This window comes from Aestuariivirga sp., assembly GCF_047600585.1.
Classification (GTDB): Bacteria; Pseudomonadota; Alphaproteobacteria; order Rhizobiales; family Aestuariivirgaceae; genus Aestuariivirga.
The window spans coordinates 1,216,765-1,239,500 of record NZ_JASGKP010000001.1 but is presented as its reverse complement, the minus strand read 5'-3'; the positions used below and the strand labels follow the sequence as shown (position 1 = coordinate 1,239,500).

Annotated in this window: 26 protein-coding genes; 14 read left to right on the top strand and 12 right to left on the bottom strand. The window is 63.7% G+C overall.

Annotation, left to right across the window (positions count from 1 at the left end):
- The first annotated feature begins 65 nt into the window (after positions 1-65).
- The 4 genes from QM801_RS05920 (at position 66) to purL (ending at position 3,690) form a co-directional block, all read left to right on the top strand.
- Entirely contained in the window at positions 66-245 is a 180-nt protein-coding gene (locus tag QM801_RS05920) for a hypothetical protein (RefSeq protein WP_415018289.1), read from the top strand.
- Between the two features lie 163 nt (positions 246-408).
- The gene (locus tag QM801_RS05915) at positions 409-585 is read left to right on the top strand and encodes a hypothetical protein (protein ID WP_415018288.1); all 177 of its coding nucleotides are present in this window, start codon (positions 409-411) and stop codon (positions 583-585) included.
- 62 nt (positions 586-647) lie between these two features.
- Positions 648-1,190, top strand: coding sequence for an NADPH-dependent FMN reductase (locus tag QM801_RS05910; protein WP_415018287.1), 543 nt, complete (start codon positions 648-650; stop codon positions 1,188-1,190).
- 301 nt (positions 1,191-1,491) lie between these two features.
- Positions 1,492-3,690 carry a phosphoribosylformylglycinamidine synthase subunit PurL gene (gene purL, locus QM801_RS05905; protein WP_415018286.1) on the top strand — a complete coding sequence of 733 codons (2,199 nt, stop codon included), beginning with the start codon at positions 1,492-1,494 and terminating at the stop codon, positions 3,688-3,690.
- Positions 3,691-3,742: 52 nt separating this feature from the next.
- Here purL and QM801_RS05900 read toward each other — a convergent pair whose 3' ends face one another.
- A complete protein-coding gene (locus tag QM801_RS05900) occupies positions 3,743-4,342 on the bottom strand; it encodes a L,D-transpeptidase (RefSeq protein WP_415018285.1) in 600 nt (199 codons plus the stop codon).
- 160 nt (positions 4,343-4,502) lie between these two features.
- On the opposite strand from QM801_RS05900, the gene QM801_RS05895 reads away from it, so the two are divergent.
- Together QM801_RS05895 and grxD are read left to right on the top strand one after the other, a co-directional pair.
- Positions 4,503-4,739 (top strand): BolA family protein, encoded by a 237-nt coding sequence (locus QM801_RS05895; protein WP_415018284.1) that lies wholly within the window; start codon positions 4,503-4,505, stop codon positions 4,737-4,739.
- A 4-nt stretch (positions 4,740-4,743) separates the two neighbouring features.
- Positions 4,744-5,070, top strand: coding sequence for a Grx4 family monothiol glutaredoxin (gene grxD / locus QM801_RS05890; RefSeq protein WP_415018283.1), 327 nt, complete (start codon positions 4,744-4,746; stop codon positions 5,068-5,070).
- Positions 5,071-5,287: 217 nt separating this feature from the next.
- Here grxD and QM801_RS05885 read toward each other — a convergent pair whose 3' ends face one another.
- Positions 5,288-5,479, bottom strand: a complete 192-nt coding sequence (locus tag QM801_RS05885; protein WP_415018282.1) for a hypothetical protein — start codon at positions 5,477-5,479, stop codon at positions 5,288-5,290.
- On the opposite strand from QM801_RS05885, the gene QM801_RS05880 reads away from it, so the two are divergent.
- The 4 genes from QM801_RS05880 to QM801_RS05865 all read left to right on the top strand — a co-directional run bounded on the left by QM801_RS05880 (position 5,478) and on the right by QM801_RS05865 (position 8,505).
- Positions 5,478-6,095 (top strand): glutathione S-transferase family protein, encoded by a 618-nt coding sequence (locus QM801_RS05880; RefSeq protein WP_415018281.1) that lies wholly within the window; start codon positions 5,478-5,480, stop codon positions 6,093-6,095. The genes QM801_RS05885 and QM801_RS05880 overlap by 2 nt on opposite strands.
- 14 nt (positions 6,096-6,109) lie before the next feature.
- Positions 6,110-7,240 (top strand): aromatic ring-hydroxylating oxygenase subunit alpha, encoded by a 1,131-nt coding sequence (locus tag QM801_RS05875; RefSeq protein ID WP_415018280.1) that lies wholly within the window; start codon positions 6,110-6,112, stop codon positions 7,238-7,240.
- A 131-nt stretch (positions 7,241-7,371) separates the two neighbouring features.
- Entirely contained in the window at positions 7,372-7,650 is a 279-nt protein-coding gene (locus QM801_RS05870; RefSeq protein WP_415018279.1) for an usg protein, read from the top strand.
- 39 nt (positions 7,651-7,689) lie between these two features.
- On the top strand, positions 7,690-8,505 hold the full coding sequence (locus QM801_RS05865) for a cyclase family protein (protein ID WP_415018278.1): 816 nt from the start codon (positions 7,690-7,692) through the stop codon (positions 8,503-8,505).
- A 61-nt stretch (positions 8,506-8,566) separates the two neighbouring features.
- On the opposite strand, the gene rpsD is transcribed toward QM801_RS05865, so the two are convergent.
- Positions 8,567-9,178, bottom strand: a complete 612-nt coding sequence (rpsD, locus tag QM801_RS05860; RefSeq protein ID WP_415018277.1) for a 30S ribosomal protein S4 — start codon at positions 9,176-9,178, stop codon at positions 8,567-8,569.
- 438 nt (positions 9,179-9,616) lie between these two features.
- Between rpsD and QM801_RS05855 the strand changes: the two genes are divergently transcribed.
- Positions 9,617-10,441 carry a carbohydrate ABC transporter permease gene (locus QM801_RS05855; RefSeq protein WP_415018276.1) on the top strand — a complete coding sequence of 275 codons (825 nt, stop codon included), beginning with the start codon at positions 9,617-9,619 and terminating at the stop codon, positions 10,439-10,441.
- Between the two features lie 3 nt (positions 10,442-10,444).
- Here the strand turns inward: QM801_RS05855 and murI are convergent, their stop codons facing one another.
- The 5 genes from murI to QM801_RS05830 all read right to left on the bottom strand — a co-directional run bounded on the left by murI (position 10,445) and on the right by QM801_RS05830 (position 15,703).
- Positions 10,445-11,266: a glutamate racemase gene (gene murI / locus QM801_RS05850; RefSeq protein ID WP_415018275.1), complete on the bottom strand. Its 822-nt coding sequence runs from the start codon at positions 11,264-11,266 to the stop codon at positions 10,445-10,447.
- Positions 11,267-11,272: 6 nt separating this feature from the next.
- Entirely contained in the window at positions 11,273-12,100 is an 828-nt protein-coding gene (locus QM801_RS05845) for an RNA methyltransferase (protein WP_415018274.1), read from the bottom strand.
- Positions 12,101-12,275: 175 nt separating this feature from the next.
- Positions 12,276-13,070, bottom strand: coding sequence for a class I SAM-dependent methyltransferase (locus QM801_RS05840; protein ID WP_415018273.1), 795 nt, complete (start codon positions 13,068-13,070; stop codon positions 12,276-12,278).
- Positions 13,071-13,208: 138 nt separating this feature from the next.
- Complete coding sequence (locus QM801_RS05835) at positions 13,209-14,255, bottom strand: cytochrome-c peroxidase (RefSeq protein WP_415018272.1); 1,047 nt, start codon at positions 14,253-14,255, stop codon at positions 13,209-13,211.
- Positions 14,256-14,464: 209 nt separating this feature from the next.
- Positions 14,465-15,703 (bottom strand): MFS transporter, encoded by a 1,239-nt coding sequence (locus QM801_RS05830; RefSeq protein WP_415018271.1) that lies wholly within the window; start codon positions 15,701-15,703, stop codon positions 14,465-14,467.
- Positions 15,704-15,874: 171 nt separating this feature from the next.
- On the opposite strand from QM801_RS05830, the gene QM801_RS05825 reads away from it, so the two are divergent.
- Positions 15,875-17,086 (top strand): NADP-dependent isocitrate dehydrogenase, encoded by a 1,212-nt coding sequence (locus QM801_RS05825; protein WP_415018270.1) that lies wholly within the window; start codon positions 15,875-15,877, stop codon positions 17,084-17,086.
- A 71-nt stretch (positions 17,087-17,157) separates the two neighbouring features.
- Here the strand turns inward: QM801_RS05825 and QM801_RS05820 are convergent, their stop codons facing one another.
- From QM801_RS05820 to QM801_RS05805, 4 genes are read right to left on the bottom strand one after another with little or no spacing between them, the layout of a single operon-like run.
- Positions 17,158-18,693, bottom strand: coding sequence for an ATP-binding protein (locus QM801_RS05820; protein WP_415018269.1), 1,536 nt, complete (start codon positions 18,691-18,693; stop codon positions 17,158-17,160).
- 38 nt (positions 18,694-18,731) lie between these two features.
- Positions 18,732-19,097, bottom strand: a complete 366-nt coding sequence (locus tag QM801_RS05815) for a response regulator (protein ID WP_415018268.1) — start codon at positions 19,095-19,097, stop codon at positions 18,732-18,734.
- 14 nt (positions 19,098-19,111) lie between these two features.
- A complete protein-coding gene (locus QM801_RS05810) occupies positions 19,112-19,834 on the bottom strand; it encodes a response regulator (RefSeq protein WP_415018267.1) in 723 nt (240 codons plus the stop codon).
- Positions 19,831-21,642, bottom strand: a complete 1,812-nt coding sequence (locus tag QM801_RS05805) for a sensor histidine kinase (RefSeq protein WP_415018266.1) — start codon at positions 21,640-21,642, stop codon at positions 19,831-19,833. The genes QM801_RS05810 and QM801_RS05805 overlap by 4 nt, the downstream gene beginning before the upstream one ends.
- A 135-nt stretch (positions 21,643-21,777) precedes the next feature.
- On the opposite strand from QM801_RS05805, the gene QM801_RS05800 reads away from it, so the two are divergent.
- Positions 21,778-22,242, top strand: a complete 465-nt coding sequence (locus tag QM801_RS05800) for a GFA family protein (RefSeq protein WP_415018265.1) — start codon at positions 21,778-21,780, stop codon at positions 22,240-22,242.
- A complete protein-coding gene (locus tag QM801_RS05795) occupies positions 22,239-22,697 on the top strand; it encodes a GFA family protein (RefSeq protein WP_415018264.1) in 459 nt (152 codons plus the stop codon). Before QM801_RS05800 ends, QM801_RS05795 begins: the two co-directional genes overlap by 4 nt.
- Positions 22,698-22,736: the final 39 nt, after the last annotated feature.

Genomic DNA, 22,736 nt, shown 5'->3' with positions numbered 1-22,736 from the left:
AATGCAACCACACGCCGGTGACGGTGTGGGACGGCGAAAAAAGTTGGAGCAAGTTGGAGAGAGAGATGTTCCAGAACCTTTTCAAGCGTAACCGCGAAGAACCCGAGATCGACGAGAACCTCGTGAACTCGACCCAGCGGCTGATGGGCCGCATGGAGACGATGCTGGAAGACATGGCGATGCAGGACAACCTGCGCAGCATCCGCTTCGCAACCGTCGACACCACCCCGAGTTACTACCGCTGACGCACCACGACCATCGGGCCCGGGATTGGTCTCGTCGCCCGCTGGCCCTGGCACAGGGATCCGGCTTCAGTCGCCGTCCCAGCCGCCCCTGTGCCAGGGAGGCCTTTCCTGACTGTTTGACCACCGGAGTTTCTCCGGGCGATATGCGAAAAGGAATATGCCCATGAAAATGCTCACCCTTTGGGCCTGCCTCGATCCTGCAGAGCGGCCCTGCGAAACACCCGCCCCCAAGGCGCTGGCCTGGAAGGAAGCTTGGCAACAGTCCTTAGGAAGCCGCGACGCCGGCGGTGGACAAACAACCGCAGGTGAAAAATCCACCCTGCGCCATACTGGCACTTGAAATTGGTCCCGAGGCCCTATACGTAACCGACGCCATTACATTAAACATTGGAGTTGCTTACCATGGCCTACAACGTCGCCGTCATCATCGGCAGCCTTCGCAAGGACAGCTTCACCCGCAAGGTGTTCAACGCCGCCAGCAAACTGGCCCCCTCGACCCTGAAGTTCGAGGTCGTCGAGATCGGCAACCTGCCGCTCTTCAACCAGGACACCGAAGCGGGCGACGCCGCCGTGAAGGCCTTCCGCGACAAGATCGCCGCCGCCGACGCCGTTCTCTTCGCCACGCCCGAGCACAACCGCTCGGTCCCGGCCGCCCTCAAGAACGCCCTCGACTGGGCCTCGCGCCCGTGGGGCCAGAGCAAGTGGGGTGGCAAGCCTGCCGCCATCATTTCGACCTCGATCGGCAACATCGCGGGTTTCGGCGCCAACCATCACCTGCGCCAGACGCTGGCCTTCCTCAACATGCCGACCCTCGGCCAGCCGGAAGCCTATGTCGCCAACGCCAATACGGTGGTCGATGACAAGGGCGAGATCGTCGCCGCCTCGAAGGACTTCTTCACCGGCTTCTTCGCCGCCTTCGCCGACTTCATCAAGAAGCACAAGTAAGCCGTTTCATCCGGCTTGCCAGCCCGGCGGGAGCACGCTTCCGCCGGGTTTTTTTGTCCACGCGCACCACCCTTCCGCCGTCATGCCGGACGCGCATCCCACCTTCCCCTCCGTCATTCCGGACGCGCGCCTTGATCGAGCGTCAGCGAGATGTCGCGCGCGAGCCGGAATCCAGCTTCTTGCGGGGTGGAGGCTGAAAGCTGGGCCCCCGCCTTCGCGGGGGTGACGGCCAGAATAGTGGTGCTTCAACAGCCCCAACAATGGGTTTGAGATTCGCCGCGCGCGGCTCTAAAGCCCGCCCATGAGCAGTGCCAAAACCGAACCCAAGATCACCCCCGATGTCGTCAAGGCCCATGGCCTGAAGCCCGACGAATACGACCACTTCGTCAAGCTCCTCGGGCGCGAGCCGAGCTTCACCGAACTCGGCATCTGTTCGGCCATGTGGAACGAGCACTGCTCCTACAAGTCATCAAAGAAGTGGCTCAGGCAACTGCCGACCAAGGGGCCGCGCGTCATCCAGGGCCCGGGTGAGAATGCCGGCGTCGTCGACGTGGGTGATGGGCAGGCCATCATCTTCAAGATGGAGAGCCACAACCACCCCTCCTTCATCGAACCCTATCAGGGCGCCACGACGGGCGTGGGCGGCATCCTGCGTGACGTCTTCACCATGGGCGCCCGCCCCATCGCGGCGGTGAACGCGCTCCGCTTCGGCGCGCCCGATCATCCGAAGACGCGCCACCTCGTGGGCGGCGTGGTTGCGGGCGTGGGTGGCTATGGCAACTCTTTCGGCGTGCCGACGGTGGCGGGCGAAGTGAACTTCCATTCCCGCTACAACGGCAACATCCTCGTGAACGCCATGGCAGTGGGGATCGCCGACACCGACAAGATCTTTTACTCGAAGGCGGAAGGCGTTGGCCTGCCGGTCGTCTATCTCGGCGCCAAGACGGGCCGCGACGGCATCCACGGCGCCACCATGGCCTCGGCCGAATTCGACGACAAGGCCGAAGAAAAGCGCCCGACCGTGCAGGTGGGCGACCCCTTCACCGAGAAGTGCCTGCTCGAAGCCTGCCTCGAACTCATGGCCTCGGGCGCGGTTATCGCCATCCAGGACATGGGCGCTGCCGGCCTCACCTGTTCCGCCGTTGAGATGGGCGCCAAGGGCGACCTCGGCATCGAACTCGATCTCGACAAGGTGCCCTGCCGCGAAAGCCACATGACGGCTTACGAGATGATGCTCTCGGAGTCGCAGGAGCGCATGCTGATGGTGCTCCGCCCTGAGAAGGAAAAGGAAGCGGAAGCGATCTTCAAGAAGTGGGGACTGGATTTCGCCATCGTCGGCAAGACCACCGACACGCTGCGCTTCGTCATCAAGCACCAGGGCGAAGTGAAGGCCGACCTGCCGATCAAGGCCATGGGCGACGAGGCCCCCGAATACGACCGCCCGTGGGTGGAGCCAAAGAAGCCCGCCGTCTTGAAAGCAGATGATGTCCCTGCCCCCAATGACCTTGCGGCGGTCATCCTCAAGATCGTGGGCTCACCCGACATGGCCTCGCGCCGCTGGGTGTGGGAACAGTATGACTCGCTGATCGGCTCCAACACCGCGCAGATCCCTGGCGGCGATGCCGGCGTCGTGCGCATCTCCGACAAGAAGGCAATTGCCGTCTCCTCCGACGTGACGCCGCGCTATGTCGAGGCCGATCCGTTCGAGGGCGGCAAGCAGGCCGTGGCCGAATGCTGGCGCAATCTCTCGGCTGTGGGCGCCGAGCCCATCGCCGTCACCGACAACCTCAACTTCGGGAATCCCGAACGCCCGGAGATCATGGGCCAGTTCGTATTTGCCCTCAAAGGCATCGGCGAAGCCTGCCGGGCCCTCGACTTCCCCATCGTCTCGGGCAACGTCTCGCTCTACAACGAGACCAACGGACAGGCGATCCTGCCCACGCCCACCATAGGTGGCGTCGGGCTCATCCGCGACTGGACCAAGATGGCGACCGTTCGCTTCAAGAACGACGGCGATGCCATCCTGCTTCTCGGCGGCCACGGCAGCCACATGGGCCAGACCATCTACATGCGCGAAATCCATGGCCGCGAGGATGGCGCCCCGCCGCCTGTCGATCTTGCCAGAGAGCGCAAGCATGGCGATTTCGTCCGTGGGCTGATCAACGCCGAAGCCGTGACCGCGGTGCATGACATTTCGGATGGCGGCCTCGTCTCGGCGGTGATCGAGATGGCGCTCGCCGGCAACCTGGGTGCCACCCTCGACGCCATGGACCACGTGAAGCTCTATGCCGAGGACCAGTCGCGTTACGTGCTGACCTGCCCGGCCAAGGAGGCCGCCAAGATCATCACCCAGGCCCATGTGCAGGGGATCGATGTCATCCGCATCGGTACAGTGACCAAGGAGCAGACGGTGAAGACCGGCAGCACGTCGATTGCGCTCTCAGCCCTCCGTGACGCCCACGAGGGATGGCTGCCGAAGCTGATGCAGGGCGAAGTTTAGTTTTGGCGCCTCTTTCGCGTCGCAAGTGGTACCCACTTGCTCGCCCGATGCGCTAGCCAAAAAAGCCCGACTTCTTGAGCATCACCACGCGCGTGCCCACCTGCACGCGGGTGTAGAGGTCGATCACGTCACCGTTCAGCATGCCGATGCAGCCAGCGGTCGCCTTCTTGCCGATGTCGCCCAGATGCGCCGCACCGTGGATGCGGTTGATGGTGTCCACCTCGCCCTTGAAGAGATACATGGCGCGGGCGCCGAGCGGGTTATCCGGTCCGCCGGGCATGCCGCCGGGCAACCACTTGGCGAGATCAGGCTTGGTCTTGATGTGATAGGGTGCAGGCGTCCAGGTTGGCCATTCCTTCATGTCGTGGATGATGACCTCACCCTCCCAGGCATGGGCCGACTTGCCCACCGCCACGCCATAGCGCAGCGCCTGTCCGCCATCCTGCACGAGATAGAGGAAGCACTTGCGCGGATCGACCACCACCGTGCCCGGGGGCTCGGTGGTCTCGAAGGCCATCTGCTGGCGCTGGAATTTGTAAGGGAGCTTCTTCCACTCATCCATGTTGACGGGATAGGGCTCGTCGGCGCGGGCGGCGCGGGGCAAGGCGAGCCCGGCAGCGGCGGCAAGAAGGGAGCGGCGGGAAAGCAGCATGAATCGGACCCGTTCAAATGAGAAATTCTTTGTAGTGCCGCCCTGTGCCCTGATCAATACAGCCCCCCCGGCATGCACTGACCCGGCGACGGCGGGCCACACTGGAAAACGGGTCCAATACGGCCTATTTAGGGCATCACAAGAAGGGAACTCCGCCTCCATGGCCATGTCTGCCGCCGATATCGAGAAATTCATCAAGGAAGGCCTGCCGGACGCGCAGGTCGAGATCAAGGATCTGGCCGGCGACGGCAACCACTATGCGGCGACCGTCATCTCGGCGGCCTTCAAGGGCAAATCGCGCGTGCAGCAGCACCAGATGGTCTATGCCGCGCTCAAGGGCAACATGGGTGGCGTGCTTCACGCCCTCGCACTCACAACCTCAGCACCACAGGACTGATCCAATGACCACCATCCACGACCAGATCGACAACGACGTGAAGACGAACGACGTCGTGCTCTTCATGAAGGGCACCGCCCAGATGCCGATGTGCGGCTTCTCCGGCCGCTCCGTGCAGATCCTCCAGCACCTCGGCGTACCGTTCAAGGACGTGAACGTGCTCGCGTCAGACGAACTCCGCCAGGGCATCAAGGACTACACCAACTGGCCCACCATCCCGCAGCTCTACGTGAAGGGCGAATTCGTGGGCGGCGCCGACATCATGTACGAGATGTTCCAGTCGGGCGAACTTGCCGGGCTGCTGAAGGAAAAGGGCGTGGCCGCCGCTTGAGAGGCTGCGGATCCCCTCATGACCGTCACCCCCGCGAAGGCGGGGGCCCAGCTTCTTCCTCCGCACCAGTGATCAGCCAAAGCTGGATTCCGGCTCGCGCGCGACATGTCGCTCCGCTCGATCAAGGCGCGCGTCCGGAATGACGGGGGAATTGAGCTATAACTTGTCCGTCACCCCCGCGAAGGCGGGGGCCCAGCTTCTTCCTCCGCACCAGTGATCAACCAAAGCTGGATTCCGGCTCGCGCGCGACATCTCGCTTCGCTCGATCGAGGCGCGCGTCCGGAATGACGGTTGAATAACTAAGCAACGCAGGAACGCCCCCAAAACCACATTCCAGCCTTGTCCGGTCCGGCACTGGCGTTTCGGTCAAGCCGTGATAGCGTTCACCTTCAGACAAGGAGAACGCCATGCTGACCTTCTACCGTTCCGGCGGCACATCCTGCGCCGTCGCCACCCAGATCGCCCTTGAAGATGCAGGGGCGGACTACAAGGACGTGGTGGTTGACCTCGCCGGCGGACAGCAGCGCTCACCCGAGTTCCTGAAGGTCAACCCCAAAGGCCGCGTGCCGGTGCTGGTGACCGACAAAGGCGTTCTCACGGAAACCGTCGCCCTCCTCCTCTATGTGGCGCAGACGCACCCGGCGGCAAAGCTCGCCCCCACGGACCCCTTCGAGCTGGCGAAGCTCCAGGCCTTTAACGCCTATCTCGCCTCCACCGTGCACGTGGCCCACGCCCACAAGCTGCGCGGCCACCGCTGGAGCGACGATGCCGCAGCAATCGAAACCATGAAGGCCAAGGTCGCCAGCAACATGACCGACTGCGCCCGCATCATCGAGACCGAATACCTCGCCGGACCCTGGGTGATGGGCGACCATTACACCGTGGCCGATCCCTACCTGCACATCATCACTCTCTGGATGGAGGGCGACGGCGTCGATCTCTCCACATTCCCCAAGCTCAGCGCCCACAAGGCGGCGATGGCGCAGCGCCCTTCGGTGAAGAAGGTTCTCTCGAAACTGTCCTGACGAGGAGTCGTCCGATGAATGCCCATGACCACAGTTTCGATCCCGTCGCCGAACTGAAGGCGAATGTCTCGGTGCCCTTCAACCGCGCCAAGGCCATGCCCAAGTCGGTCTACACCTCGGAGGAATTCGCCGCCCGCGAGGTGAGCGACATTTTCGCCAAGCAGTGGTTCTCGCTGGGGCGCGCCTCCTCGCTGGCCAACCCGGGCGACTACGTGACCGCCGAACTGGCAGGCCAGCCCATCATGGTGATCCGTGACCGCGAAGGCGGCCTGAGGGCGCAGTCGAATGTCTGCCTGCACCGCATGTCGGTGCTGCTCGAGGGCAAGGGCCACGTCAATGCCATCGTCTGCCCCTATCACGGCTGGACCTATGCCCTCGACGGTCAGCTCCGCGCCGCCGCGGCGATGAAGCAGAACGAGACCTTCGACCACCACACGCTCTGCCTGCCACAGATCCGCTGCGTCGATTGGCTGGGTTGGATCATGGTGACGCTGAATCCGGACATCCCCGAGCCTTCGCAGCAGTTCGCCGAGGTCGAGAGCCACATCGCCGACTACGACATGGCGAACTACACCGAGGCCTTCCGCGAGGAGCATGTGTGGAACACCAACTGGAAGGTGCTGGCCGAGAATTTCATGGAGAGCTACCACCTGCCCGTCTGCCATGCGGGCACCATCGGCGGCCTCTCGAAGCTGGACGAGATGGTCTGCCCGCCGGGGCTTGCCACCTTCAACTATCACACCATCCTGAAGGATGACCGCCTCAAGATCGCGCTCGCCCACCCCAGCAACACGAAGCTCACCGGCGACCGCCGCCGCATGACCTACCTGCTGGCGATCTATCCTTCGCTGCTCATCACGCTCACCCCCGGCTACTTCTGGTATCTCTCGCTCCATCCGAAAGGTCCGGGCCAGGTGAAGATCATCTTCGGCGGCGGCATGTCGAAGGACTTCATGCAGGATGCCGATGTCGACCAGCACTTCACCAAACTGAAGACGCTGCTCGACGAGGTGAACGTGGAAGACCGCGGCTGCACCGAGCGTGTCTACCGCGGCGTGCTCTCGTCGCTGGCCGAGCCCGGCCCGCTGTCCCATCTCGAACGCCCCAACTTCGATTTCGCCACGTGGATCGCCGCCCAGCTCTGACGGGCTTGGCAGCACTCTTCCAGACTGGCTGCTAATACGCTGAAATCACTCGTTAATCCTTCATTCACGGGATTGACGGACAGTGAGTCTTCGCGGACATTTCTCTTGCCCGAATGGAAAGGAGACTGTGCATGACGGCCACGACTTGCAGCGACTTCGACAAGCGGATGAAGGGGTGGAGCCTGACGACGGCGGAAATCCTCTACCGTATGCCCGACCACCGCAGCATCCTGCAGACTTTCGTATGGCAGGACTACGACCTCGCCCCGAAGTTCCCCCGCCTGAAGGAGTTCCTGGATTTCTGGGAACGCAATCTCGATGGCCCGCTGCACAGCGTGCGCGTCGCCCACGCCTCGATCATCAAGCCGTCCGAATTCCGCACCGTCGACGCGGAGTGGCGGCTACACTGAGAAAAAGCTAGCGTGCTCTCCCACGCGAGGAGAGTACGCATGTGCAACACCTGTCTCATGGAGAGCGTGCGGGCCTCGGTCCGCACCCACCCTACCGCCTTTGAACGCTCGGCGGTGGCCGCTGCCCAATCACGCGCGGCGGGTACCGGCGCGGCGCGGGACAATCTCGCCCGCAGTACGGGCCGCGTCGTCGATCTCACCCACGTCTATGATGACGCCTTCCCCACCTATGACGGCCATCCCGGCATCACCATGAAGGCGATCAACGAGTTCGGCCGCGACCGCTCAAATCTCTTCCGCCTCACCATCTTCGAACACACCGGCACGCACGTGGATGCGCCGCTGCATTTCTCGGCCGATGGCGCCTCGCTCTCCGAACTTGATCCGCAGAAGCTGCTCTGCCCGCTCTGCGTGATCGACATCACCGCCAAGGCGAAGGACGAGGTGAACGCCATGGTGATGCCGGAAGACATCGAGCGCTGGATCTCCGCAAATGGCGCCATTCCCGCAGGCGCCTGCTTCGCCATGCATTCAGGCTGGGGAGCCAAGGCGCCGGGCGCCTCTTTCCGCAACACGCCGGACGGCAAGCTCGCCTTTCCCGGCTTCAGCAAGGCCGCCACCGATCTACTCGCAGAGATGGGCGTGGCGGGCATTGCGGTGGATACGCTGTCGCTCGATCCCGGAAACTCCACGGATTTCGCGGTTCACTATGCCTGGCTGGGCGGCGGCCGTTTCGGCGTGGAATGCGTGGCGAACCTCGACCGGTTGCCGGCAACGGGTGCAACGGTGTTCGTCGGCGCCCCCACCCATCGCGGCGGCACGGGCGGCCCGGCGCGCATCCTCGCGGTCGTTTGAACTCCAAAACAAAAGGGCGGGAAAAATCCCGCCCTTCGCATTCCGTGCAGCTGATGAAAAATCAGCGCGAGTAGTATTCCACCACCAGGTTCGGTTCCATCTGGACCGGATACGGCACTTCCGAGAGCGACGGCACGCGGGTGAGCTTCACCTGGCCGCCGGCCACTTCGAGATAGTCGGGGGTGTCACGCTCGGCCGAGGCCTGCGCTTCCTGCACCGAGGCCATTTCCTTGGCGCGGTCGGTGAGTTCCACGACATCGCCCGGCTTGATGCGGATCGAGCCGATGGTGACGCGCTTGCCGTTCACCTTGACGTGGCCATGGCTCACGAACTGGCGGGCAGCGAACACGGTCGGCACCCACTTGGCGCGGTACACGATGGTGGCGAGGCGGCGCTCGAGGAGGCCGATCAGGTTCTCGGACGAGTCGCCCGTGAGACGGATGGCTTCCACGTAGAGGCCGTGGAACTGGCGCTCGGACAGGTTGCCGTAATAGAACTTGAGCTTCTGCTTGGCGCGCAGCTGCGTGCCGAAGTCGCTCATCTTGCCCTTGCGGCGCTGGCCGTGCTGGCCGGGGCCGTATTCACGCTTGTTCACCGGGGACTTCGGGCGGCCCCAGATGTTTTCGCCCATGCGGCGATCGATCTTGTACTTGGCGTTTGAACGCTTTGTCATTTACAGCTCTCAAAAATGATGGAGATGCGAAGCTGGCCGAGGGGTGGACCTCGCCTTCTTTACAGCTCCAACGGGTTGGTTGGAGCCCACCCTCCTCTGACACCGGTCTCCCGGCCGACAGACGCCTCAAAAGGCGTCACGGGCAAGCAAAACGCAGGGTTTCCCCTGCGGTCGTGGGCTTCCTAGGGGAAATGGGGGGCGGTGTCAAATGGGACCCCCATGAGAGCCGTCACCCCCGCGAAGGCGGGGGCCCAGCTTCGGAAGTCCGACCCCGGCTCAACCAAAGCTGGTTGCCCGCCTCCGCGGGCATGACGGATTTTGGGGCGTTAGACCGGACCATGGACACCCTCCCCCTGTTTGTCGCCCGCCACTGGCAGCCCGAAGCCCACTGATCTGGGCATGGACGGCACGGGCTCCGGGGCCTAGCCTGCCGCTGACATGCCTCACCTGAAAACCCGGATCCGGGACGCCGCAGCCCTTCTCCTCGTCATGCTCTACATGCTGCCCATCGTCTGGTGGGGCCTTTCGGCCTTCACGCCCGCCGATGTGCTGCTCGACCTGCCGCGCTTCCTCAGCATGGACTTCTCTTTCACACTCTCGAACTTCGCCCTTGTCATCCTCGGCGTTGAAGGCACGATCTTCGATTCGCGTGACAGCCTGGTCGATTCCACCCTCGTCGCCCTGCTCTCGACCGCAATCGTGACGAGCGCCGCCCTGCCCCTCGCCTATGCCCTTTCGCAGATGACCTTCCGCTGGCAGAAGACGCTCCGCAACACGGTGATCCTGCAGCGCTTCATGCCGCCCATCGCCATCGTCTTTCCTCTGGTCGGCCTTTATCACACGGTGGGCCTGCTCGACACGCGCCTCGGCGTGGCGCTGGCCCATGCCGCGCTCAACCTGCCCTTCGCCGTGCTGCTGCTCAAATCCTTTCTTGATGACGTTCCGCTGGAAGTGACGGAAGCGGCGCGCCTCGACGGCGCCACGCGCTACGAGACCTTCCGCCACGTCATCCTGCCGCTGATGAAGGGCGGCATCGCCGCAACGGCCATCCTCTGCTTCATCTTCTCGTGGACGGAATTCCTGCTCTCGCTCTTCCTCACCCAGAACATGCGGCTGATGCCGGTTCAGGCCGGCGTGCTGGTGATGAACATGTGGGGGCTCATCTCGGCGCTGACCACGACGGCGCTGATCCCTGCATTCCTCTTCGTGCTCGTTGTGCAGAAGCACCTCGTGCGCGGATTGACCCTCGGGATCTACCGCTGAGGCTCAGGCCGGAAGATCAAGCACCATGTGCTTCGGGAAACCCATCGTTCCATAGGCGGCCAGCGTTTCCGAGGCGCTGCCCCGCGCCGAGGTGAGCACAACCGTGCCATGGGCAGGCACCGTGGCATCCGGACCCTCGAGCGGCGTTTCCTCCACCACATCGGCGGTGCGGCGGGCAATGGCGGGAGCGGGATCGATATAGGTTACGGGCCACGGTGCCACCTTCTCGATGTCTTCCGTCAGCAAGGGATAGTGGGTACAGCCCAGCACCACGACGTCGGTCGCCTTGCCGTCACGCTTCCTGAAGACCGGCGCCACCTCGGCACGGAGTTCATCCATGTCGATGGCATGGCCCTTAAGCTTGCGCTCGGCAATCTCGGCGAGATGCGGCGCGCCGTGCAGCACCACCTTGCAGTGATAGGCGAAGGTGTGGATGAGCGAATGGGTATACTCGCGGCTCACCGTGCCGGGCGTCGCGAGAACGCCAATGACGCCGGTCTTCGTTTGTGCTGCGGCAGGCTTGATCGCCGGCACCGTGCCCACGAAAGGCACCCTGTAGGCAGCACGAAGATCGGCAAGCGCGATGGTAGAGGCGGTGTTGCAGGCGATCACCACCACATCGGGCCTGGTGAGATCGATGAGGCGGCCGATCACCATGACGATGCGCTTGACGAGGTCCTGTTCCTTCCAGGCGCCATAGGGAAAGGCCGCATTGTCGGCGGCATAGACGAGATGCGCTTCGGGCAGCTGCCGGGCAACGGCGCGGGCCACCGTGAGGCCACCCATTCCGGAGTCGAAGAGAAGGATGCGCGGCCGGGTGGTCATGATGTGTCAGGTCTCTTCGGCTGAGCGCTTTTGCTTGCGCAATTCATGCACGCGGGTGAGCGACGAGATGATACCGCGGAGCGTGCTCACCTCCTGCGCCGAGAGTGCAGTGCGGGCGAAAATGTTGCGGATGTTGCGCAGCATGCCCGGGCGCTTCTCGGTGGTCTTGAAGAAGCCCACCTCCCAGAGCTCGCGCTCGAGATGATCATAGAAGCCGTAAAGCTCATCCTTGGTGGCAGGCCGCGTGTCCGGCATCTGCAGGCCGGGGCCTTCCAGCGCCGGCAGTTCCGGCGTCGCCTGCCCCAGGCTCGTCGCCTCGTGCTTGAACCATTCGTAACCCATCAGCAGCACGGCCTGGGCAATGTTGAGCGAGGCGTAGGCCGGGTTGACGGGAGCGGTCACGATCACGTCGGCGAGCGAGACCTCGTCGTTGTTGAGGCCGAAGCGCTCGCGCCCGAACATCATGGCCACCTTCTCGCCCCGGGCGATGCGGGCCCGCATGTCGAGGCCCGCCTGTTCCGGCGTCAGCACTTCCTTGGTCATGCCGCGCGGCCGGGCGGTGGTGGCGTAGACGTAATGTACCTCTTTCAGAGCCTCTTCCAGCGTATTGTAAACGCTGGCCTTTTCCACTGTCTCGTGGGCGCCGGAGGCAGCCGCCTGCGCCTTCTCCCGGTCCCAGCCCACGCGTGGATCGACGAGCTTGAGATCGAACAGGCCGAAGTTCGCCATGGCGCGCGCCGCCATGCCGATGTTCTCGCCCAGTTGCGGATTGACCAGCACCACCGACGGTGCGGGTCCGAATGCCTGTTCCTTGGTCTTGTCCGTGCCAGCCATGGCCTGCGGGATAGCGCCTGTTCCGCCCGTCGGAAAGAGGATTCGAAACTTGCCGTCATGCCCGCGAAGGCGGGCACCCAGCTTTGCTGATCACCATCCGGAATCAAAAAGCTGGACCCCCGCCTCCGCGGGGGTGACGTGTGAAGAACGAGCGCGTTGCGACGCCGCCTAGGCGCTATCCCCGCTTCCGGCCCTTCACCGCATTGGCCACCGCTTCGTAGGAAATGCTGCCGTCGGCTGCCGGCTTGAGCTGCTCGCGGAGGCGCCGCTTCAGCTCGTCCACCTGGTCCGGCGCAAGCGCCTTGATGCGCGCCGCCTGCGGGCCCACCGGCAGCGTATTGGCCTGCCAGAAATCCTCGAAATCGATGAAGTGCACGGTGATGCGGAATTCCGTCATCTCAACATCGGCAAGGCCCGCCCCGCGCCACAGGCGTTCGAGCGGCTCGCGGGCCGAGATTTCCGCGCTGGGCGGCTGGGCCGCATCCATGCCCATCTGTTTCAGCGTGCGGTAGAAGGGCGCGGTCGGAACGCCGCCTGCCGGGATGTCCCACATGTAGGTGGCGGCAAGACCGCCCGGTTTCAGCACGCGGGCCAACTCGGCCACGCCCTTGGCCGGATCGGGCACGAAGGCGATGACCAGGGCCATCACCGCGGCATCGAACTCGGCATTGCCATAGGGCAGCGCCTGGGCATCCCCCACGTCGAAGCGGGCGAGGCCCACGCCGGGGCGCTTGCGGGCATAGTCGATCTGGGCGGGCGACGGATCGATCCCCTGCACCGCACTGGGCTGCGCATGAGCGACGATTTCCTCGGTGAAGGCGCCGTTGCCGCAGCCCACGTCGAGCCAGCGGCCGCCTGCCGGAACGTTGCACCAACGGAGGAACTCGCGGCCCACCTTGCGGCTCCAGCGGCCCATCAGGCGTTCGTAGGCGGCACCATCATTGAACTGGATGTCGGACGATTGGCTCATCGCGTCCTCCCGGGTGTTGTGGCCCGCGCGACGTTGCGCCTGTCCGGGCGTGAAATCCAGCGGCAGGAAGTTGTGGCAGGCGCAACAGAAGGGCACCACATCCATGACTGGACGTAGTGCCACAATGTCGAAGAGACGTTACTTCACTTCGCCCGTCGGACGCGGTGTATCCGCCGTCTCGGGCGGCAGCACGGGAAGGGTCACTTCCGGCATTTTGCCGGTCAGGGATTCGAGGAAGGCAACAATGGCCGTTTCCTCGTCATCGTTGAGATTGGCGCCAAGTTGCGAAGTGCCCATGATGCCGACCGCCTGCTTCAGGTCCCACACCTTGCCGGAATGGAAGTAAGGGGCCGTGAGGGCGATGTTGCGGAGTGGCGCGGCCCGGAAGACATAGGAGTCATCTGCCGTCTTCGTCACCTGGAAGCGGCCCTTGTCCTTGGCGGGCAGCACGTCGCCGCCGGGCTTCTCGACCACACCGAAGGGATAGTAGCCATGGCCGCCGACATTCACGCCGTTGTGGCAGGTAGAGCACCCCTTGTCGATGAAGAGGCCAAGACCCTTCTTCTGCACATCGCTCAAGGCGTTGTCATCACCGTTGAGGTAGGCATCGAATGGTGCAGGCGTGATCAGCGTCGCCTCGAATGCCTCGATTGCCTTGGCGAAGTTGTCGAAGGTCACCGGGTCCTTTTCCTGCGGGAACGCCACCTTGAAGGCCTCGCCATAGGCCGGCATCGACTTCAGCGTAGCGACGACCTGATCAGCGGTGTTGGCCATCTCAACTCCCGCCTGAACCGGACCCTTGGCCTGGGCTTTCAGGTCTTCGGCGCGGCCATCCCAGAACTGGGCTTCGTTGAGCACGGCGTTGAGCGCCGTCGGTGCGTTGCGCGGGCCTTTCTGCCAGCCGTGGCCGATGGATGTTTCCAGATTGTCATCGCCGCCCGTCGCGAGGTTGTGGCAGGAGTTGCAACTGAAGACGCCAGACTTCGACATACGCGTATCGAAGAAGAGCGATTTGCCGAGGGAGATCTTCTCGGGCGTGATCGGGTTGTTCTTCACGCTGGGAATGGTGGACGGTAACGGTTTGAAAGCTTCGGTTGCCTTGGCACGAAGGTCATCAGCGGCCAGTGCAGCGGAAGAGAGCGCCACGCCGGCAATGAGCGCGATTGCGAATGTTTTGATATGCATGAGGCACCATCTTGAAGATGGAGCGGCCTCAATCCCTGCCCCGCTCCCTTTGCAGGATCAGGTGAAGCGGACTGGCAATGCGATTCAACCTGACAGGGAAATGCTATTCCGTGTGATTGTGGCGCTGTTGATTTGGATCAATTCCAAACTGCTGCCGCTGACGATCTGTCTGTGGAAGAGTGTTGCTGACAGAGCGGCAGGAAACTCGGTCAGCTAGCATCGGCGCGCGCTTCAAGCCGCCGTGCCCTGCGAAGACCCGGGAACATCCAGCTCCACAGGCCCGCCACCATGACGGTACCCACCCCGCCCGCAGCCACTGCGGTGACGGCGCCCAGATGAGCCGCCACCGAGCCGGCGCGGAATTCACCCAGGTCGTTCGAGGCGCCGATGAAGACGCGGTTCACGGCATTGACCCGGCCACGCACCTCGTCAGGTGTCCACAACTGCATCAGCGTCTCGCGCACATAGACGGACACCATGTCGAAGGCGCCCATCATCACGAGCGCGAAGAGCGAGAGCGGCAGCCATGTGGAAAAGCCGAAGACGGTCGTGAAAACGCCGAAGGCCGCCACGCAGGTGAAGAGAATGCGACCGGCGTGATCCTTGATGCCATAGCGCGACAGCCACAGCGCCATGACGACCGCCCCCACGCCCGGCGCCGAGCGCAGCAACCCGAGCCCCAGTTCATCTACCTTGAGAATGTCGCGGGCATAGACCGGCATCAGGGCGGTGGCGCCGCCCAGCAGCACGGCGAAGAGATCGAGCGAGATCGCGCCCAGCACCACCGGCTCCGACTTGATGAAGCGGAAGCCAGCCAGCAGTGAATGGATCGTCGTGTCCTCGATGCGGTTCCGCTGTTCGGTATGGCCGATCAGCACGACCAGCACGACGGCGAGCGCCGCAAGGAGTGCCGCCGTGGCATAGGCCACCTCGCCCGCGATGCCATAGAGGAGCCCACCTACTACCGGCCCCGTGATGTTGGCGAGCTGCCACGACATGGAGTTGAGGGAGATGCCATGGGGAATGGCCTCCCGCGGCAAGAGGTTGGGGGCAAGCGCATCCGCCGAGGGGGCGAGGAAGGCCCGCGCCACGCCGAGGACGGCGAGGATTGCGAACATCGGCCACACCAGTGTCGGGTGGGCCAGCGTGAAAGTCACGAAGGCCAGCGCACAGCCCATCTCGGCAAACAGGCAGATGCCGATCACCACCCGGCGGTTGAAGCGGTCCGCCACCAGCCCCGTGACCAGCACCAGCATGAGGGCGGGCAGGAACTGGGACAGGCCGATCAGACCGAGGTCCCAGGGGTTGCGGGTGATGTCGTAGACCTGCCAGCTGATGGCAATGGTCATGATCTGCGCCGCGAAGCTGTGGCAGAGGAGCGCCGAGATGTATTTGACGTAGGCCGGATGCGAGAGGGCGTTGGCGGAGGGCTGCTGCGGCGTGTCCATGGAGCCTCGCTGCCATGCCCGGCAGCCCCTGTCAAAGCCCGGAAAAGACAGGTCCGCCATGCACCTGCCGGGGAATGCGGCAGCCCCGCTTCCGCCTTCCGTCGCATTTGCCGGGGGGCACTGCCACTGCTATAGCCCGGTCAATTCTTCGCCCCGCACAAAGAGGTCAGCATGGACAAGATCAAAGTCGCCAACCCGGTCGTCGAACTCGATGGCGACGAGATGACCCGCATCATCTGGGACCAGATCAAGAAGGAACTGATCCTCCCCTACCTCGATGTCGACCTGCACTACTACGACCTCTCGGTGGAGAACCGTGACCGCACCGAGGACAAGGTGACGGTGGACTCGGCCAACGCCATCAAGAAGTACGGCGTGGGTGTGAAGTGCGCCACCATCACGCCGGACGAAGCCCGCGTGAAGGAATTCAACCTCAAGCAGATGTGGAAGTCGCCCAACGGCACGATCCGCAACATCCTGGGCGGCGTGATCTTCCGCGAGCCAATCATCTGCAAGAACGTGCCGCGCCTCGTGCCGGGCTGGACGCAGCCGATCATCATCGGCCGCCACGCCTTCGGCGACCAGTACCGCGCCACTGACTTCACCTTCCCCGGCAAGGGCACCCTCACCATCAAGTTCGTGGGCGAGGACGGCCAAGTGATCGAGAAGGAAGTGTTCAAGGCGCCGGGCTCCGGCGTCGCCATGGCGATGTACAACCTCGATGACTCGATCAAGGAATTCGCCCGCGCCTCGCTGAACTACGGCCTGTCGCGCAAGTTCCCGGTTTACCTCTCGACCAAGAACACCATCCTCAAGGCCTATGACGGCCGCTTCAAGGACATCTTCCAGGCCGTCTACGACGCCGAGTTCAAGGCGGAGTTCGAGAAGGCCGGCATCACCTACGAGCACCGCCTGATCGACGACATGGTGGCCTCCGCCATGAAGTGGACCGGCGGCTATGTCTGGGCCTGCAAGAACTACGATGGCGACGTGCAGTCCGACCTCGTGGCGCAGGGCTATGGCTCGCTCGGCCTGATGACCTCGGTGCTGATGACGCCCGACGGCAAGACGGTGGAAGCGGAAGCCGCCCACGGCACCGTGACCCGTCACTACCGCCTGCACCAGCAGGGCAAGGCCACCTCCACCAATTCCACGGCCTCCATCTTCGCCTGGTCCGGCGGCCTCAAGCACCGTGCCAAGCTCGACGGCAACGACAAGCTGAAGGCCTTCGCCGAAACGCTGGAGCGCGTCACCGTCGCCACCATCGAGGAAGGCAAGATGACCAAGGACCTCGCCGTGCTGGTGGGTCCGGAGCAGACCTGGCTCACCACCGAAGGCTTCATCCAGGCGGTGGACAAGAACCTCGCCAAGGCCATCGGCTAAGCGCAAGCAATCATGAATGTGACGGAAGCGGCGGGACGGGTTCCCGCCGTTTTCTTTTCAGGCGTAAGAGATCAGGCGGCGGCTTCGCCGTCTTCGCGGCGGGGTGTCACGAGCGGCAGCCAGAGCATGAAGACCGCGCCCTGCCCAGGAATCGACGAGATGTCGAGGCGGCCGCCATGCTGGGTGGCGATGTTCTCGATGGCCGGCACGCCAAGGCCGGTGCCGAAGCTCTTGGTGGTGAAGAGCGGCTCGCGGATGCGCGCCAGCACCTCCGGCGGAATGCCGGGGCCGTTGTCGGCCACGGTCACGACAGCGCCGCCATCGCGCAACTTGGTCGAGACGGTGATATTGGGATCTGGCCGGGCGAACTTGCTGCTGTCATCGCCCTGCCCCACCAGCGCCTCCGAGGCGTTGGTGATGAGGTTGACGATGGCCCGCTGCAGGCGGGAAGGATCGAACGGCACGTGATGCGCCTCAAGGCCGAGGTCGCAGGTGATGGTGATGGCGGCGGGCAGCTTCTTCGCCTCCTCGTCCAGTACCTGCAGCAGCCACTGGTCGAGATCGGCAGGCTGGCAGTTGAGCTGGCGGGTGCGCGAGAAATCGAGAAGCTGGGTGATGATGTTGTCGCAGCGGATCACGCCCTTGTTGATGCGGTCGAGCTGTACGTCAACGTCGAGGCCCTTGCCCTTCAGCTTGCGCTCCACCAGGAAGGCGGAGGTGCGCACAGCACCCAAGGGATTACGCAATTCATGGGCGACGGTGGCGGTGAGCTGGCCCAGCTGCTCCATGCGGCCCTTCTTCACGAGTTCGTCCTGCGCCTCCTTGAGGCGCTGCATGTTTTCGGCGAGTTCGCGGTTGAGGCGCGAGACCTCGTCGTTGATGCGGCGGAGCTCGGTCATCTCGGTGATGTCGACGAAGCTGATGATGGCCGAGCGCTTCTCGCCGCCGATCCACAGCCAGCCCGAACTGATGACGATGACGGTGCGGCGGGGCATGCCGATTGCCGCAATCTCGGTCTCGAAGCGGCAGGCGGTGCCCGGAAACTCCGGATGCTTGGCCTTGATCTGTTCGATGAGGTCGAATTTCGATTCCGCTGCGCCATCGCCACCGCAATAGGCATTGAGCAGCGGGTTGGCGAAGGCGACGGTGCCGTCCTCCTCAAGCTGCAACACGCCCACCGGCACCGTTTCAGTGAGTGCCTTGTATTGATCCTCACGGTGCTTGATTTCGGTGAGGTCGGTGTTGGTACCGATCAGATAGGTCTTGCCATCGGGCGCCACGAGCCTGGCCTTGCGGGTCAGCAAGGGGCGCGGTTCACCGCGGTCCCCGGGCACGAATTCCTCGGAGATGCTTTCAACGCCCGTGTCGATCACCGACCAATCGTGCTCGACGAACTGGCGGGCAGCTTCCTCCGGCCAGAAGTCCTTGTCGGAATGGCCGAGAAGCTCGCTCTCCTCGCGGTTGATGAGCTTGCAGTGGGCCGCGTTCGAATAGACGAAGTTCAGGTCCTCGTCCTTGACAAAGATCGAGGTCGGCAAATTGTCGAGAATGCTGAGCAGCACTTGCGGATCATCCAACCGCTTTTTCTGTTCAGACTCGTCCGACATTGTCCTCTCCCCAGTTCCTCTCGCGCGGTGCGGCCCGGTCAGACCGCCTCGCGCTCCACCGCTTCCAGAATGCGCCCGAGATCGACGGGCTTGCTGAACACGCCCAACGCACCACCCTTCACCGCCTTGTCGATGAGGTCGTCGGCACTGTAGCCGGTCATGAAATAGATGCGCGCATCCGGGAACTTGCTCTTGATCTGCATGAAGCTATCGACGCCATTCTTCTTCGGCATCATCACGTCGAAGAAACCGACATCCACCTTGTTCAGTGTGAAGGCCTCGATCGCCTGCTCGCCGTCATACGCGACGATGACCTGATGGTCGTCCATGGCGAAAAGCTCTGCGAGCGAATCCGCGTTGGCGGCATCGTCATCGACCACGAGGATGTTCAGTTTGCGTCCCATGATTCAGTATCCTTTCAGGCTGCCAGCCGCGGCAGGCGGGTGAGAAGTTCAAGCGGGTCGAAGGGCTTGTTGAGGACGCCCGTGACGCCGATATCGCGGAGAAGTTTCTCTGCGGCGCATTCGCCGGTGGGCGCGCGCGGCACGAGGAAGGCAGGCCCGGTGTGGCCAAGGCCCTGGAAATCCTTGAGGACGGACACCTCTTCCAGAAGCGGCACGCCGGCGTCGATCACCAGCACGTCATCGCGTGCGGGCCAGGCCTGGGTGCCGGCCCGGCGGACCATCTGGCAGGCGCGGCCGGAGCGGCTGAGCGCAGCCTGGATCGCCTCGCCCACAGGCTGGCCGGGGGCCACGGGCGGGGCGAGCACCACGCCGCCGGGGCCGACGCTTTCGGTCAGGCGCAGCACTTCGTCCACGTCGAAGGGTTTCTCCAGAACGCCAAGCGCGCCACCATGCAGCGCCTGTGTCAGCAGTTCCTCCACGCTGTAGCCCGTCATCATGAAGACGCGGGCCTGGGGCTTGAGGCGGCGGATTTCGAGGAAGCTTTCGACGCCGTTCTTGCCCGGCATCATCACGTCCATGAAGGCGACGTCGAAGCTGTCGCGGCAGTAGGCCACGATCGCATCCTCGCCGCTGTGCACCACGTGCACGGCGTGGCCCTCCATCTCGAAGAGCTCGCCCAGCGAGGCCGCGTTGTCGGCATCGTCATCAACGACGAGAATGTTGAGTGATGACGTCATGCCGCCTCCGTGTAGGTTTCGCCGTTGCCCTCGATAGGCAGGTAGATGTCGAATGATGACCCCTTGCCGACGGCCGAGGAAATGGCGAGGCGGCCGCCATGCTGTTCGAGGATCTTCTCCACCGCCGGAAGGCCAAGCCCGGTGCCGAAACTCTTGGTGGTGAACAGAGGCTCGCGGATGCGGGCAATGTTTTCTGGCGAGATGCCGGGGCCATTGTCGCTGACGCTGATCACCACATTCTTCCCCTCGCGGTGGGTGGAGAGCGAAAGCCTTGGATGGGCCGTGGTGAAGCGCGCAGCGTCCTCGCCGGTGCCGACCATGGCTTCACAGGCATTGTTCATGAGGTTGATGACGGCACGGCGCAGGCGCGACGGATCGAAGGGCACCATCAGGTCGCCAAGCCCCAGCGTACAGGTGATCTCCACGGCAGCCGGCAGGCGTTGTGCTTCCTCCTCGACGGCGGTGGCAAGCCAGTTGTCGAGATTGTCGGGCCGGCAACTCAGCTGCTTGGTGCGGGAATAGTCGAGGAGCTGGGTGATGATGTCGTCGCAGCGGGTGACGCCCTTGTTGATGCGCTCGATCTGCGCTTCCACGCCGAGGCCCTTGCCCCTGATCTTCCGCTCCAGCAAGAAGGCCGAGGTGCGCACCGCTCCCAGCGGATTGCGGATCTCGTGGGCTACGGTGGCGGTGAGCTGGCCCAATTGCTCCATGCGGCCGCGCTTCACCAGTTCGTCCTGCGCCTCCTTGAGGCGGAGCATCTTGTCGGCGAGGTTGCGGTTGAGTGCCGTCACCTCCTCGTTCACCTTGTGCACGGTATCGGCCATGGCCTCGGCCTCGAGGCGGGCGGCATCGGCCTGCTCCTTGGCGAGCGCCACATGGTCGAGGCGGCGGAGCGTGGAGCGGAACATGCCAAGGGCCGCCCCCGCGCCCAGCAGCACGCACAGCGCCGCAATGCCCATGTTCCAGTAGAGCTGCTGGCGCATGTTGTCCCGGCGCTCGTCGAGCAGCACCGAAAGCCGGCGCATGGTCTGGTTCCACATGGCGCGCTCGAGCTGATACTTGCGGCCGGCGTTCAGCGTCTGCTGCGCCAGCATGGTGAGGGCAAGCCACTCCCCCCCTTCCGGGGCGGAGCCCAGCACATCGAGCGTCACGTCGATATCGTTGCGGATGTCGTCGACGAGCTCGAGGGAAGAGTCATAGACACCGCTGTTGCCGCTGCTGGCCTGCGCCCTGACGACGGAATTGCGCGTGCGTTCGATCGCCGCGTCGAGGCCGCCGAGCTTGAAGAGGAATTCGCGGATTTCCGCAGCGTCGATGCCGTTCGTTGCGATCGACGTCTGCAGCACGGTGTGCAAATCATGGAAGCTGAGCAGAAGCTCAGGGAGGTTCTGCACGTTGGTCTGGGCAAGGAAGGTGGTCTCAGGATCGGTGTCAAGCAGAAGCGAGGACTGCGTGCCGATCATGTTGATGGAGCGCACGAGATGGAACAGCTTGTCGCCCTTGGCCATGGCGGCAGACGCCACCTTGGCGGTCATCTCGGCATAGGCCTTGTCCATGCCGAGATCGGCGGCGAAGGCCTTCCCCTTGGCCAGTTCCGCGGCCCCCTTGGCGCTGTCGAGCGAACCGTCGGCGATGCCGATCGCCACCGGCATCACGACGTTGGCGAGCAGCACGCCCGTGGCCTCGCGCTCTCGCTGGGTAATTTCGCGGCGCAGGTTGTTGAGCGTGAGATGGCTCAGCAGCAGGATGGGCACGAGCAGCACGAAGACGATGGCCGTGAGCCGCAAGCCCGCCACGCGTGATGCCATTGCCTTGACCAATGTCGTCTCCAGCCATGTGATGCGGGTTCGCGCAGGCGCGGGAACCCACGTGCCAATTCAAAGAGCGAAAATGAACGGTTTATGGTAAACGCAGTGTTAAGAATTGGAGTGTGGGAGGACGGAATGTCGGATTTGAGCGGTGGGTGCCAATGCGGCGCAGTGCGTTACCGGATCACAGGCCCTCTCGGGCATTCCGGCATTTGCCACTGCCGCATGTGCCAGAAGGCCTTCGGCTCCTGGGGTGCGGCACTGGTCAGCGTGCCGCTTCAACAGTTTAAGTGGACGCGCGGCGCGCCAGGCATCTTCCGTTCGTCGGCGCCGGTGGCGCGCGGCTTCTGTTCAGCCTGCGGCACGCCGCTGTTCATGGCCGAGGATGGCTACGGCGTCATCGAGGTTGCAATCGGAACGCTGGACAACCCCGATGCGGCACCACCCACGACTCAGGTGGGAACCGAAGCGCGCGTGGCGTGGTTCACGGCGATGGCAGACCTGCCGCAGCAGACCACCAACGAGAACAATCCCCTCGCCGCGCAGGGCCGCTACAAAACATTGCAACACCCCGACCACGACACGGAGACCTGGCCATGACGGAACGCGAAGCGATCACCGGCGGCTGCCAGTGCGGCGCCGTGCGCTATCGCATCAAGGGGCCGCTCTTCGGCGGGCACATCTGCCACTGCCGCATGTGCCAGAAGGCCTTCGGCAATTTCTTCGCGGCACTCGTGGGCGTGAAGAAAACGGACATCGCCTGGCCGAAGGGAGAGCCGGCGGTGTTCCGCTCTTCCGCCATCACATCACGGGGCTACTGCGTGTCCTGCGGCACGCCGCTCACCTTCGCCTATGACCACACGCCGCACATGAGCGTCTCAATCGGTTCGCTCGATCATCCTGAGCTTGCGAAGGTGGAAAACCAGTTCGGCATGGAGGGCACTGTTCCCGCCTTTGCGACACTGCACGACCTGCCCGGTACGCGGACCGAGGATGACGTCTCGCCGGAGGACATGAAGAAGCTGCGCAGCCTGCAGCACCCGGACCACGATTAAAAAAGCCCGGCACGGAGGCCGGGCATTTTTCTATTGCTA

Coding starts and splice junctions, on each gene's coding strand:
- QM801_RS05920 (WP_415018289.1), top strand. CDS start 66: ATGTTCCAGAACCTTTTCAAGCGTAACCGCGAAGAACCCGAGATCGAC.
- QM801_RS05915 (WP_415018288.1), top strand. CDS start 409: ATGAAAATGCTCACCCTTTGGGCCTGCCTCGATCCTGCAGAGCGGCCC.
- QM801_RS05910 (WP_415018287.1), top strand. CDS start 648: ATGGCCTACAACGTCGCCGTCATCATCGGCAGCCTTCGCAAGGACAGC.
- purL (WP_415018286.1), top strand. CDS start 1,492: ATGAGCAGTGCCAAAACCGAACCCAAGATCACCCCCGATGTCGTCAAG.
- QM801_RS05900 (WP_415018285.1), bottom strand. CDS start 4,342: ATGCTGCTTTCCCGCCGCTCCCTTCTTGCCGCCGCTGCCGGGCTCGCC.
- QM801_RS05895 (WP_415018284.1), top strand. CDS start 4,503: ATGGCCATGTCTGCCGCCGATATCGAGAAATTCATCAAGGAAGGCCTG.
- grxD (WP_415018283.1), top strand. CDS start 4,744: ATGACCACCATCCACGACCAGATCGACAACGACGTGAAGACGAACGAC.
- QM801_RS05880 (WP_415018281.1), top strand. CDS start 5,478: ATGCTGACCTTCTACCGTTCCGGCGGCACATCCTGCGCCGTCGCCACC.
- QM801_RS05885 (WP_415018282.1), bottom strand. CDS start 5,479: ATGGCGTTCTCCTTGTCTGAAGGTGAACGCTATCACGGCTTGACCGAA.
- QM801_RS05875 (WP_415018280.1), top strand. CDS start 6,110: ATGAATGCCCATGACCACAGTTTCGATCCCGTCGCCGAACTGAAGGCG.
- QM801_RS05870 (WP_415018279.1), top strand. CDS start 7,372: ATGACGGCCACGACTTGCAGCGACTTCGACAAGCGGATGAAGGGGTGG.
- QM801_RS05865 (WP_415018278.1), top strand. CDS start 7,690: ATGTGCAACACCTGTCTCATGGAGAGCGTGCGGGCCTCGGTCCGCACC.
- rpsD (WP_415018277.1), bottom strand. CDS start 9,178: ATGACAAAGCGTTCAAACGCCAAGTACAAGATCGATCGCCGCATGGGC.
- QM801_RS05855 (WP_415018276.1), top strand. CDS start 9,617: ATGCCTCACCTGAAAACCCGGATCCGGGACGCCGCAGCCCTTCTCCTC.
- murI (WP_415018275.1), bottom strand. CDS start 11,266: ATGACCACCCGGCCGCGCATCCTTCTCTTCGACTCCGGAATGGGTGGC.
- QM801_RS05845 (WP_415018274.1), bottom strand. CDS start 12,100: ATGGCTGGCACGGACAAGACCAAGGAACAGGCATTCGGACCCGCACCG.
- QM801_RS05840 (WP_415018273.1), bottom strand. CDS start 13,070: ATGAGCCAATCGTCCGACATCCAGTTCAATGATGGTGCCGCCTACGAA.
- QM801_RS05835 (WP_415018272.1), bottom strand. CDS start 14,255: ATGCATATCAAAACATTCGCAATCGCGCTCATTGCCGGCGTGGCGCTC.
- QM801_RS05830 (WP_415018271.1), bottom strand. CDS start 15,703: ATGGACACGCCGCAGCAGCCCTCCGCCAACGCCCTCTCGCATCCGGCC.
- QM801_RS05825 (WP_415018270.1), top strand. CDS start 15,875: ATGGACAAGATCAAAGTCGCCAACCCGGTCGTCGAACTCGATGGCGAC.
- QM801_RS05820 (WP_415018269.1), bottom strand. CDS start 18,693: ATGTCGGACGAGTCTGAACAGAAAAAGCGGTTGGATGATCCGCAAGTG.
- QM801_RS05815 (WP_415018268.1), bottom strand. CDS start 19,097: ATGGGACGCAAACTGAACATCCTCGTGGTCGATGACGATGCCGCCAAC.
- QM801_RS05810 (WP_415018267.1), bottom strand. CDS start 19,834: ATGACGTCATCACTCAACATTCTCGTCGTTGATGACGATGCCGACAAC.
- QM801_RS05805 (WP_415018266.1), bottom strand. CDS start 21,642: ATGGCATCACGCGTGGCGGGCTTGCGGCTCACGGCCATCGTCTTCGTG.
- QM801_RS05800 (WP_415018265.1), top strand. CDS start 21,778: ATGTCGGATTTGAGCGGTGGGTGCCAATGCGGCGCAGTGCGTTACCGG.
- QM801_RS05795 (WP_415018264.1), top strand. CDS start 22,239: ATGACGGAACGCGAAGCGATCACCGGCGGCTGCCAGTGCGGCGCCGTG.